The organism is Marinomonas pollencensis, from assembly GCF_003387375.1.
GTDB classification, from domain to species: domain Bacteria; phylum Pseudomonadota; class Gammaproteobacteria; order Pseudomonadales; family Marinomonadaceae; genus Marinomonas; species Marinomonas pollencensis.
The window spans coordinates 226023-237649 of the sequence record NZ_QUNG01000005.1; the positions used below are offsets into that span (position 1 = coordinate 226023).

The 11627-nt window shown below is 44.0% G+C and carries 11 protein-coding genes; 10 read left to right on the top strand and 1 reads right to left on the bottom strand.

Annotated elements, in window-relative coordinates; translation table 11 throughout:
* The first annotated feature begins 103 nt into the window (after window positions 1-103).
* The 7 genes from def (at window position 104) to gmhB (ending at window position 7727) form a co-directional block, all read left to right on the top strand.
* On the top strand, window positions 104-616 hold the full coding sequence (gene def, locus DFP81_RS09450) for a peptide deformylase (RefSeq protein ID WP_115897524.1): 513 nt from the start codon (window positions 104-106) through the stop codon (window positions 614-616).
* A gap of 126 nt (window positions 617-742) precedes the next feature.
* Window positions 743-1720, top strand: a complete 978-nt coding sequence (fmt, locus tag DFP81_RS09455; RefSeq protein WP_115897525.1) for a methionyl-tRNA formyltransferase — start codon at window positions 743-745, stop codon at window positions 1718-1720.
* 5 nt (window positions 1721-1725) lie between these two features.
* Complete coding sequence (gene rsmB / locus DFP81_RS09460) at window positions 1726-3096, top strand: 16S rRNA (cytosine(967)-C(5))-methyltransferase RsmB (RefSeq protein ID WP_115897526.1); 1371 nt, start codon at window positions 1726-1728, stop codon at window positions 3094-3096.
* Between the two features lie 577 nt (window positions 3097-3673).
* The gene (trkA, locus tag DFP81_RS09465; RefSeq protein ID WP_115897527.1) at window positions 3674-5047 is read left to right on the top strand and encodes a Trk system potassium transporter TrkA; all 1374 of its coding nucleotides are present in this window, start codon (window positions 3674-3676) and stop codon (window positions 5045-5047) included.
* 128 nt (window positions 5048-5175) lie between these two features.
* Window positions 5176-6624, top strand: coding sequence for a TrkH family potassium uptake protein (locus tag DFP81_RS09470; RefSeq protein ID WP_115897528.1), 1449 nt, complete (start codon window positions 5176-5178; stop codon window positions 6622-6624).
* Window positions 6625-6637: 13 nt separating this feature from the next.
* Window positions 6638-7111 (top strand): Cys-tRNA(Pro) deacylase, encoded by a 474-nt coding sequence (ybaK, locus tag DFP81_RS09475; RefSeq protein WP_115897529.1) that lies wholly within the window; start codon window positions 6638-6640, stop codon window positions 7109-7111.
* Window positions 7112-7169: 58 nt separating this feature from the next.
* Window positions 7170-7727: a D-glycero-beta-D-manno-heptose 1,7-bisphosphate 7-phosphatase gene (gene gmhB, locus DFP81_RS09480; protein WP_115897530.1), complete on the top strand. Its 558-nt coding sequence runs from the start codon at window positions 7170-7172 to the stop codon at window positions 7725-7727.
* Window positions 7728-7797: 70 nt separating this feature from the next.
* Here gmhB and DFP81_RS09485 read toward each other — a convergent pair whose 3' ends face one another.
* Entirely contained in the window at window positions 7798-8364 is a 567-nt protein-coding gene (locus DFP81_RS09485) for a CGNR zinc finger domain-containing protein (RefSeq protein ID WP_220342903.1), read from the bottom strand.
* 102 nt (window positions 8365-8466) lie between these two features.
* Here DFP81_RS09485 and DFP81_RS09490 point away from each other — a divergent pair, with 102 nt between their 5' ends.
* The 3 genes from DFP81_RS09490 to DFP81_RS09500 all read left to right on the top strand — a co-directional run bounded on the left by DFP81_RS09490 (window position 8467) and on the right by DFP81_RS09500 (window position 11566).
* A complete protein-coding gene (locus DFP81_RS09490) occupies window positions 8467-8862 on the top strand; it encodes a VOC family protein (RefSeq protein WP_115897532.1) in 396 nt (131 codons plus the stop codon).
* Between the two features lie 61 nt (window positions 8863-8923).
* Window positions 8924-10582, top strand: coding sequence for an FAD-binding oxidoreductase (locus DFP81_RS09495; protein WP_115897533.1), 1659 nt, complete (start codon window positions 8924-8926; stop codon window positions 10580-10582).
* Window positions 10583-10693: 111 nt separating this feature from the next.
* Window positions 10694-11566, top strand: a complete 873-nt coding sequence (locus DFP81_RS09500; RefSeq protein ID WP_115897534.1) for an AraC family transcriptional regulator — start codon at window positions 10694-10696, stop codon at window positions 11564-11566.
* The last annotated feature ends 61 nt before the right edge of the window (window positions 11567-11627 follow it).

Here is an 11627-nt window from a genome sequence, read left to right on the forward strand (position 1 = left end):
ATCACAGCAATGCCCATCTTCACCACTTGCGGTACAATATAGGTAAGAAAAGGTCGCGCTGAAAATAGTGTGGCAAAGAATATAAGACATATTGGAAAAGATCATGGCCGTTTTACCCGTACTCGAATATCCAGATCCACGCCTGCGCAAAGTCGCAGAACCGATCACAGAATTTACTCCTGAGCTGCAAACTCAAATCGATGACATGTTAGACACCATGTACGATGAGAATGGTTTGGGGCTAGCTGCCACTCAGGTAGATTATCACTATCGTCTTGTTGTTATGGACTTTTCAGAAGAACGTAATGAACCACTGGTGTTCATTAACCCTGAATTCGAAATCGTCAACGACGAACCGAACGAGTTTCAAGAAGGCTGCTTATCAGTACCTGGTTTTTACGAACACATTTACCGCGCAGCGGAAGTGATTGTGAAAGCATTAGATCGCAATGGTAAGCCTTTTGAAATGAAAGTTGATGAGCTACTAGCGGTATGCGTGCAGCATGAAATTGACCACCTAGATGGCAAATTAATGGTTGATTACTTGTCACCATTAAAACGCAACCGTATCAAAACGAAACTGCTCAAGGCTCAAAAAAACGCAGCTAAATCTTGATGCTACAGCACACTCTTCGATGGCGACGACATTCACAACTAATACTGATGCAAGAATGTCGTTGAGCCTCTGAATACCCATTTAGTGAATCAGGCTTCGGCCTGATTTTTTCGTTAAGGAAACCAAATGACAACTTCTCCGTTACGTATTGTATTTGCAGGCACCCCTGAATTTGCCGCGGTCAGCCTACAAGCGTTATTAGACAAGCAACAACAAAACAACTACCAACTAGTCGGTGTTTACACCCAACCTGACCGCCCATCCGGTCGTGGTCATAAATTGGTAGCAAGCCCAGTAAAGCAACTTGCTATTGAACATGACATTCCTGTATTTCAGCCGCTTAATTTTAAAGCGGAAGAAGACAAAACAGCACTGGCTCAACTTAACGCAGACATTATGATAGTCGCCGCTTACGGTATCATCTTACCTAAAGCCGTTCTCGATACTCCTAAACTTGGCTGTCTAAACGTCCATGGTTCAATTCTACCTAGATGGCGTGGTGCTGCACCCATTCACAGAGCCTTGATAGCTGGAGACAAAACCACTGGTATCACTATCATGCAAATGGATGTCGGCTTAGACACCGGCGATATGTTGTTGAAAGCCTATTGTGATATCAAACCAACAGATACCTCTGCCAGCCTACATGACCAGTTAGCTAAACTGGGTGGTGAGGCCTTGGTCGAAGCATTAGAAAAACTCAAAAAAGGCGAGCTAGTCGCAGAGAAGCAGGACGATAGTTTGAGCAACTATGCTGCAAAACTCACTAAGCAAGAAGGGGACATTCAATGGAACCAGGACGCGGAATTAATCGAGCGTCAGGTTCGGGGTTTGTCACCATGGCCATCTGCTTTCACAAAAACTAGCGAAGGTGTAATGAAGATTCATGGGGCCGAATTAGCGAGCCTAGATGCAAGCAGTGCAACGCCAGGTGAAGTCCTAGTGGTTAGCAAAGAGGGTGTCATCGTCGCTACCGGACAGGGAAGCGTTCGAATTACTGAGGTGCAATTCGCCGGAGGCAAACGCATGAAAGTGCAAGATGCTCTAAATGGTAAACACAAAGCAGCCTTACAAATAGGCCAACACTTCGGCTCAGTAGAGTAATCATAATGAAACCAACAGACGTTCCTTCTATCCAACACAGTGCGCGACAAGTTGCCATTCAAGTAGTGACAAATATCTTGCTGCAACAAGGTTCTTTAAGCACTCAGTTAGCCCGCCATCAACATGATGTCGCCAGTGAACATATTCCTCTACTTAAAGAGCTATGCTTTGGTGTCTGCCGCCAATACCCTCTATTAAATAGTATTGCTCTGCACCTTTTGAACCACCCTTTTGAAGAAAAGGACATGGACCTTTATGCCGCACTCTTGATCGGCCTATACCAACTTGGTTACATGAACACTCCCGACCATGCCGCGGTTAATGAAACGGTTGAAGCCTGTCGTTTATTAAATAAAGACTGGGCCACCAAACTTATCAATGCCGTCTTACGTCGTTATCAACGGGAAGCTGATGATATTATTGAAGCCCTCGAAGCCATGCCATCGGTGGAATACAACCAGCCAAAATGGCTTGTGAAACGCTTTAAGAAACATTGGCCTGAACAGCTTGAACAAATAATAGAAGCAAGCAATACACATCCTCCTATGTGTATTCGCATTAACGAAAGCCAAGTTTCACGTGAAACATACAAGATTCAATTGGCAGAACAAGGTATAGAATCACAAGATGGCGTGCTTTCTCCTTCGGCTTTGTACCTAAGATCAGCAGTACGAGTAAATGAGTTACCTGATTTCGATGATGGTTTTTCAAGTGTACAAGATGAATCTGCTCAATTAGCTGCACACATATTAGCGCCGGAAATAGGGGAGCGAGTGCTAGATGCTTGCGCAGCCCCTGGTGGAAAAACCGGGCATTTGCTTGAATTTGCCGCAGCAAAAGAAAACGCGGAACAAACACTTGATCTCACTGCTGTCGAACTAGAGCCTTGGCGACTAGAGAAAATTGAAGCCAACCTAGAACGAATTGGCCTTATGGCAAACTTACAGTGTGCTGATGCTGGTGACCTTGATGCTTGGTGGGATGGAATTCAATTCGATAAAATTCTTCTAGATGTGCCTTGTTCAGCAACGGGCGTTATTCGTCGTAACCCTGACATCAAAATTAACCGAAAACCCGCAGAGATAGATGAACTAACAAGCATCCAAAAAAACATTGTGGATCAGGTATGGAAAACATTAAAACCCGGTGGTTATCTTCTATATGCTACTTGCTCTCTGATGCCCGAAGAAAACGAACAGCAAGTAGCGGCGTTTCTTGCTACTCACGATGACGCAATAGAAAAACCTTTAAACAGCCTAAACTCAGAGCTCGATATATCACTTGGCCTTCCTGTCTCCCATGGCCATCAATTGTTCCCAACAGTAAAAGGCAATGATGGTTTTTACTATTGCTTGATTCAAAAAGTGATTGCTTAACATAACGACTGTTTAACATGGCTAATATTTACCAAACCTACTGTGCGTAGATCATTAGCCTTATTAGTTTAAAAACCAACAGATTTTCAGCTAACAGGTTTAATAGCTAAGAAGTCTTGTTTACCGAAAATGCTCAGGCTGCTGTTGTTTCACATGAAACAGTTAGTTGCATGAGCATTTTTATTCCACTTCCCTTACCCCTATAAGAAATTAGAAATGGCAGTAGGGGCTAGCCACTTTGACTGATCATGACAAGCTATTCTAATAGAAAGAGCTTCTGTCTTTGTCTTGGTGTCTTGGTGTCTTGGTGTCTTGGTGTCTTGGTGTCTTGGTAAAGACTAGTAATAAGGTTAACAAACTCCAAAGTGCTTAGAAGAATCTATGTTTTTTGCGCATCGAATAAAGCCAAATTGATTTTTTTTAACGATTTCATCCATGTCGTTAAATAAGTAGTTGAAGTGGCTAAATTTCGGCCTAACATAGAAGGCAAATCGAAATCAGTTTTGGCGTTTCTCTAAGCCAACAAGAACAAACAAAATAAAGAGCTAGATTTCTCTATTATGCTCTAAGGCAAACTATGAAAATCATCATTATTGGAGCAGGCCAAGTTGGCGCTACTCTGGCTGAAAATCTCGCGAATGAGGACAATGATATAACCGTCATTGATCCTGACTTAACCCGTTTAAGAGAACTTCAAGATCGTTTAGACATTCAAACAGTGGAAGGCAGTGGCTCTCATCCAGCAATCCTAGCTCAAGCAGGTTGTAATGATGCCGATATGTTGATCGCTGTAAGCAACCAAGATGAAACCAATATGGTGGCTTGTCAGGTTGCACATACTTTATTTAAAACGCCAACAAAAATCGGTCGTGTTCGCTCTAGTGCCTATGCAGGCTATCCTGAACTATTCAACGATCAAGCTCTCCCCATTGATGTTCGTATCAGCCCAGAAAAAGAAGTCACCAAACATTTAAGCCGTCTGATTCGTTATCCGGGTGCATTACAAGTAATGGAGTTTGCCGACGGCAAAGTTCAGCTGGTTGTGGTCAAAGCAGAAAAAGGCGGTCCACTGATCGATCAGCCGATCAGTTTTCTGCGCGAACATATGCCTTCTATTCAAACCCGAATAGCCGCTATTTATCGCGACGGTAAATCGATCAAACCGGATGGCAATACTTGTATTCGAGCCAACGACGAAGTCTTCTTTCTAACACCACAACGCGATGTGTTAGACGTGATGAGTGAGCTACGACCTTTGGATACCCCTTACCGTCGCATTATTATTGCCGGCGGCGGTAATATTGGGGAGCGCCTAGCTCACAGCTTAGAGAAAGAGTACCGCGTCAAAATTATAGAACGCGACCTAGAGCGCTGTCGCTATTTGTCAGAGAACTTGGACAGCACGATTGTTCTTAACGGCGACGCTTCAAAAAAAGAATTGCTGCTAGAAGAAAACATAGAGTCTACTGATGTGTTCTGTGCACTGACTAACAATGATGAGGCAAATATTATGTCGTCAATGTTGGCTAAAGTATTGGGTGTTCGCACGGTTATGACCATCATCAACAACCCAGCTTACGTCGACATAGTGCAAGAAGGGATGATCGATATTGCTATCTCTCCTCAGCAGACTACGATCAGCTCTCTGCTAAGCTATATTCGCCGAGGAGATGTTGTCAACGTACACTCTATGCGTAAAGGTGCTGCAGAAGCGTTAGAGGCCGTTGCTCATGGGGATATGCGATCATCTAAAGTGGTTGGTCGTAGCATAGCCAAAATTAACCTACCTGAAGGTGCGACAATCGGGGCGGTGGTTCGCGGTGACGATATCATTCTCGCGACCGGAGATGTGGTAATTCAAGCAGAAGATCACGTCATCATTTTTGTCTCTAATAAAAAACAAATACCCGCCGTGGAGCAATTATTCCAAGTGGGATTAACCTTCTTTTAAACAGCCAACCTTGCTCATCCCGTGGGCCATTTTTATTGGCCCACGGGAAGGGCGCTGAAAATAACATTACCTTCTACTAGGTGAATAAATTAAGCCAGATTTGGCAAAGTCTGAGCTAGGAAGCAAGTATGCACATAAAAGTAATATTGCGGGTTATTGGTTTGTTGGTCATGGTGTTTAGCCTCTCCTTGATTCCACCCATGATTGTCTCCTTAATTTACGCCGATGGCGTATTGGACTCTTTTGTTTATGCTATGTGTATCAACCTAGTAGGCGGCTTTCTACTCTGGCTGCCGGTAAGAAATCACCGTGGGGAGCTGAAGATCCGTGATGGCTTTTTGATTACGGTTTTGTTCTGGACCGTTCTAGGCTTTTTCGGTTCGGTACCTTTCTTCTTGGCGGATACTCCAGACCTGTCTTTTACCGATGCCTTATTTGAATCCATTTCTGGTTTAACCACGACAGGGGCAACCATACTGACGGGGATAGATGATCTTCCAAAATCCATCCTTTTTTATCGTCAGTTGCTCACCTGGTTAGGTGGTATGGGTATTATCGTGTTGGCGGTTGCCATCATGCCTATGCTTGGCATTGGTGGTATGCAGCTTTACCGAGCTGAAACACCTGGTCCGGTTAAAGACACCAAGCTGACACCCCGTATTGCAGAGACAGCAAAAGCACTCTGGTATATCTATGCCACGCTAACCTGTGTATGTGCGGTAGGATATTGGGCTGCAGGAATGAGCTTATTTGATGCCATTTGCCATAGCTTTTCGACTGTTGCTATTGGCGGTTTCTCGACTCATGACGACAGTATTGGTTACTTTAATAGTGTGCCAATAGAAATGATTGCTACTTTTTTCATGGTGGTTTCTGCGTTTAATTTCGCTTTGCATTTTCACGCTTGGCGACACAAAAGTGTACTGCATTATTTGATGGACCCAGAAGCCAGATTCTTTCTTTTCATCTTGCTTTGCACCATTTCTTTATCGACATTTGTCCTGGCAATGACCTCCACTTACGATTGGGGTTCATCATTGCGCTACGCTGTTTTTGAGAGTGTTTCGATCGCCACAACATCAGGCTTTGGTACTTCGGATTTCTCCGCCTGGCCGCATTTCTTACCTTTCCTATTAATCGTCACCTCATTTGCTGGGGGCTGTGCTAGCTCTACCGGTGGCGGTATGAAGGTGATTCGAATTCTATTAATCCTTAAACAAGGCATCCGGGAAATCCAACGTTTAGTTCACCCTAATGCGGTGATCCCCGTAAAGGTAGGAGGCAAAGCGATTCAGGAACGCGTGGTCTCCGCCGTTTGGGGGTTCTTCTCTGCCTACCTATTAGTGTATGTCATCTTGATGATAGGGCTGATGGCCACAGGATTGGATCAAGTAACCGCCTGGTCAGCGGTGGCGGCTACCTTGAATAATTTAGGTCCAGGGCTTGGCGATGTCTCTAGCACCTTTGCCGGAGTCAATGATTCGGCAAAATGGATGCTGTGCTTTTCTATGTTATTGGGCCGTTTGGAAGTCTTCACCTTACTGGTATTATTTACTCCTATGTTTTGGCAGAAATAAATAAGAGGTTGTCATGACACCGGCTATTAACCTGTTAAAAAAACACAAGATCGCGGTTTCGATTCATGAGTATGAACACGATGCGGAGTGCCATAATTTTGGTGAAGAGGCTGCGACTAAGCTAAATCTAGATCCAAAATCTGTGTTTAAAACACTGCTTGTCAGCGATGATAAGCACTTCTTTGTCGCTATCGTACCGGTTACTGGTACACTCAATTTAAAGCGCGCCGCAGCGGCCTTTAAAGTAAAAAAACTGCGCATGGCCGATCCTAAAGAAGCAGAAAGGCTGACCGGCTACTTGGTCGGCGGCATCAGCCCTATTGGGCAAAAAAAACGTTTAATCACCTGTATTGATAGCACGGCCAAAGAGTTTCCAAAAATCTATGTTAGTGGCGGTAAGCGCGGTTTAGATATTGGCCTAGCACCCGATGACTTAAGCAGAGTGTGTCAGCAGGCTTTGTTTGCGGATATTCGCGACGAAAAATAACCCACGATTCTTTCGGCCTTTTGATTAGGCCAATCACGTTCCAAAAAGGTATACCATCATGGCGCAAGCTAAACCCATTATTTTACTAGACCGAGACGGCGTCATTAACCAAGACTCTGATGACTATGTGAAATCTGTCGACGAATGGATTCCGTTAGCAGGCAGTATCAAATCGATTGCCGCGTTATCAAAAGCAGGCTTCCAAGTCTTTGTCGTCACTAACCAATCAGGTATCGCGCGTGGCTATTACGATGAAGCTACGCTTAATGCGATGCATGACAAAATGAGAAATTTGGTTGAGGCTGAAGGCGGTTCTATTGCTGGGATCGAATATTGCCCCCATGGCCCAGATGATAATTGCCAATGCCGTAAGCCCAAAAGCGGCATGATTGAAGCCATTGAAACCCAGCTTGGCGTTTCCTTTGAAACCACACCCGCAATTATGGTTGGTGATTCATTACGAGATTTGCAAGCAGGCAAAGCAAGAGGCTGTGCCCCTGTACTTGTGCTAACGGGAAATGGACGTGAGACACAGTATAAAGAGATCGATTTCTACTTCGATATCTATACAGACCTAGCAGCTTTTACAATCGCGACATTGCAAAAGTACAGCTAACAAAGCCGAAATAAATAGAGCAAGAAGTTAGTAAGTAATTACTTTATTCTTGCTCTATTTGTTATTCCTATTACTTGTTTGCCTGATAGAAGCTCGCCGCTTTAGCGCGATTACCGCAGCTTTCCATGCTGCACCAACGACGTCTTTTTGCTCTCGATGTATCAACAAACATCAAAATACACTTCTCATTCGAGCAACGTTTAAGCTGCTTAATCTGCGATGAAGCTAATAGATTAGCGGCTTCATCAGCAATTTTTCCTAACAATTGCGCTATCGATAATGCCTGATCAAGAGGCTGCAAAATGAGCTCTTGCTCTACTACCTTGAGCTGCTGTTGCAGTGGCGCATTCTTTAGCTGCTGATTAACCACCGCCAGAGCCTCTTCCGATAATGCTTGCTCATCAACATAACTCGTTAGTAATTGTTTTATGCTACTCCTAAATTGCCAAATATCTTCCATAGCTATGCTGGAGAACTCTTTTTTTAACGTTATTCCAGACTCATTAGCCCATTGATATACGTCTTCCATGGATGTGAGCATCTCGGCTATCACGCCCTGGTTCATATATTGTGTATTGGTAAAATCCACTGCCAGGTTGTTAGCTACATGGAGAAAGGTGTTTTTATCATTCATCATACTAACCATTATAATTTATCTTTACAGGTTATAAAAGAGAATCTAATATATAACCGTTAAAACACTATTTAATCGGTTATATATTATTGAAAAGGAAACATCATGGCACAAACTCAAGGTATCCATCATCTTGGTCTTACCGTCCCTAATATAAAAGAGGCCAGTGCGTTTTTTATCGACGCTCTTGGCTTTACTCAAGTAGGGGACGTTCCTAGTTACCCTGCCATTTTTGTGAGCGATGGCACAGTCATGCTCACTTTATGGCAAGCAGAGGAAACTGAGCAGGCAACCCCTTTTGACCGCACCAAGAATATCGGTTTGCATCATTTCGCGTTGCGCATTGCCGACTCGATTACTTTGGATGACGTCTACCAGCAGTTAAAAAACCGCTCTGACGTCACTATTGAATTCGCACCAGAAGCGCTTGGTGAAAACGGCATACAACACATGATGTGCCGTATTCCTGGCAACATTCGTCTCGAATTAATTGCCCTTTAGGTGAGTTTTAAAGCAACTATGATGCTTGCTAATACTTTGATGCTCTAGAACAAAGGAGGTGATGACCTTGGAAATACCCCATGAACCACATTCTGCTTTCCATGCAGGTGAACAAGCGGCACAAGAGCGCGTCGGCGTCCGTTCGACACTGGCTCATTGGGGCGAGAAAGCCATCCGTCCTTTTTTTCTAGAGCAGCATCAATCCTTCTTTTGTCAGCTGCCTTTTGTAGTGGCTTCTGCCCGAGATCAAGAGGGTTTGCCTTGGCTAACCTTGCTAGCTGACAGCATGGGATTTATTCACTCTCCAGATAACACCCACCTATATTTAGCGACACATCCTATAAAAGGCGATGCATTAGAAAAGGCATTCACTAAAGGGGCAGAGGTTGGGCTGGTCGGTATCGAACTCAGTACTCGCCGACGTAATCGAACCAATGGCAGAATAGAAGCTCATGATGAAGACGGCATAACCTTCATCGTGTCTCAATCCTATGGTAACTGCCCACAATACATATCAGAACGAGACTGGCGTTATGTTGATGTCGATGAATCGCAGACATCCGTAACTCATCATCAATCATTAACCGCCAGAATGAAGGATTGGATAAGCTCAGCAGACACGCTGTTTCTAGCCAGTGGTCACCCCGACAAAAGCGACCCTACAAGTGGTGTTGTCAACAAGGGAATGGACGCATCTCATCGCGGTGGAGCGCCTGGCTTTGTTACTATTTTGAATGATAATAAATTAGTTATACCTGATTATTCCGGCAATAACTTTTTTAATACCCTAGGCAATTTACTGCTAGATCCGTCTATCGGCTTATTATTCATCGACTTTGAAAACGGTAGTTTATTGCAGCTAACGGGGAGGGCTGGCATAGACTGGGAATCAGAAGAAATACAAAAGCACCCAGGCGCATTGCGCTTGCTGACCATCACTATTGATAAAATAGTACAGTTAGACGGAGTTTTACCATTGCGCTGGTATTTACCAGAAGGCATCAAAGGTGGGTTGAGGGTGAGCAATAAAACCGTTGAAAGCAATGAGGTAACTTCCTTTGAATTGGTTTCTAGCCTAGGAGAAAAGCTCCCTACATTTCGAGCGGGTCAGCATTTACCCATCCAACTGTCTCTTGCTGACAAAACTCCCTTACTGGAACGTAGTTATTCCTTATCCAATTCACCACGAAATGACCATTACCGCATCAGTGTAAAGCGGGAGAGTAGAGGGCTAGGGTCATCTCATTTACACGAAACCATTCAAGTCGGTAATATTATCCAGGCTAAGAAGCCCAATGGAGATTTCCTGCTTAAATTTCCCACCCGCCCAGTTGTATTGATCAGTGCTGGTATTGGTGTGACACCGTTAATGAGTATGCTATACGAAGCATTATCATTTAATAGCACGCCGTCAGTACACTTCTTTTATGGTGCCCGTAATGGCGAACATGCTCCTTTATTAACTGAGATCAGAAACTTACAAGAAAAGCATAACAAGGTGAATCTCAGTGTATTTTTTAGCCAACCTAATGAGCACGACCGCCTTAATCAGGATTACGATAAACAGGGGCGTATTACCGCTCATGCTATACAGCAGCAATTAACCAATCTAGATGCGGACTTTTATTTATGTGGCCCGACGTCATTCCTCAACGAGCTTATTTCTGGGTTAGAAACCCTTGGTGCCACAAAAGAGCAGATTCATTATGAACACTTTTAGCTGCCAATAGGGTTAATATAGGCTGCTTCATTGTTTTAAATAGACACAAAAGTTGGTATTTTACAGGCTCATAGATGATAATGGTTATTATTAATTTTATCGTGTTCTATTATGGCCCAGCAAAACAGACTCACCCGCATCGAGAAGGTTTTAGATTACATCCATGACAACCTGGATGAGCCTATTCATGTGGCGAACCTAGCAGAAAAAAGCTGTTGGTCTCGCTGGCAATTCCAACGTGTCTTTGGTGAAGCAACAGGCTTGACCGTCGCCCAATACATTAGGGAACTACGCCTTAGTAAAGCTGCTGAGTTACTACTTTCTAGCACAGGCCGCCAAATGGATGTCGCAATGCAATGTGGGTTTGATTCAGAGATCAGCTTCTCGCGTGCTTTTAAGCAGATGTTTGGCTGTACCCCTCGCGCCTATCGTCAAAGAGGCAAGCGCCAAGGGCTAAGAACCCCCTTACACTACCGCACTGACAATGGGCTATCAGTAAACCAGAGCAAAGCCTTTACACAAGTCCGTATAGAGAATCATGAACCTCTTTGTCTATACGGTATGCACGACTGGATTCGTGGGCCTTTCTCTTCTGCACCAAACTTTCTTGAACGTGTTCCTAAACTCTGGAGTAAAGTTGAAAAACACGCTGCAGCCATAAAAAGCAAAAAACCCATCGGCATAATAGACACTCATTATAATGCGCAGCACCCTGAGCAAATGCAGTATTGGGCTGGGTATCTAGATGAACAACTAGAAGGCCAAGAACAAATTCTAGTACCAGCTCAAGAATATGCCGTCATCCCAGTATACGGACCAGTCACAGAAGTTGAGAAGGCAGTAGGGTGGTTTTTACACCATTGGTTACCTGACTCACATTACTACAGTGTTTCAGGCTATGAATTGGAGAGATACAGTCCTAATTACGAGCCAAATAGTGTACACAGCTACATGGAGTACTGGCTGCCAATTCAGCCAAGATAGAGTAAAGAGTTTTACTTATTTCATTCAAGATGCACCAAATCGTTAAGTTTTTCCTTTTCGA

Bases quoted from the DNA above. Each gene is read 5' to 3' on its own strand.
- DFP81_RS09500 (WP_115897534.1), top strand. From the start codon at position 10,694: ATGGCCCAGCAAAACAGACTCACCCGCATCGAGAAGGTTTTAGATTAC.
- DFP81_RS09485 (WP_220342903.1), bottom strand. From the start codon at position 8,364: ATGATGAATGATAAAAACACCTTTCTCCATGTAGCTAACAACCTGGCA.
- trkA (WP_115897527.1), top strand. From the start codon at position 3,674: ATGAAAATCATCATTATTGGAGCAGGCCAAGTTGGCGCTACTCTGGCT.
- DFP81_RS09490 (WP_115897532.1), top strand. From the start codon at position 8,467: ATGGCACAAACTCAAGGTATCCATCATCTTGGTCTTACCGTCCCTAAT.
- fmt (WP_115897525.1), top strand. From the start codon at position 743: ATGACAACTTCTCCGTTACGTATTGTATTTGCAGGCACCCCTGAATTT.
- rsmB (WP_115897526.1), top strand. From the start codon at position 1,726: ATGAAACCAACAGACGTTCCTTCTATCCAACACAGTGCGCGACAAGTT.
- DFP81_RS09470 (WP_115897528.1), top strand. From the start codon at position 5,176: ATGCACATAAAAGTAATATTGCGGGTTATTGGTTTGTTGGTCATGGTG.
- ybaK (WP_115897529.1), top strand. From the start codon at position 6,638: ATGACACCGGCTATTAACCTGTTAAAAAAACACAAGATCGCGGTTTCG.
- def (WP_115897524.1), top strand. From the start codon at position 104: ATGGCCGTTTTACCCGTACTCGAATATCCAGATCCACGCCTGCGCAAA.
- gmhB (WP_115897530.1), top strand. From the start codon at position 7,170: ATGGCGCAAGCTAAACCCATTATTTTACTAGACCGAGACGGCGTCATT.
- DFP81_RS09495 (WP_115897533.1), top strand. From the start codon at position 8,924: ATGACCTTGGAAATACCCCATGAACCACATTCTGCTTTCCATGCAGGT.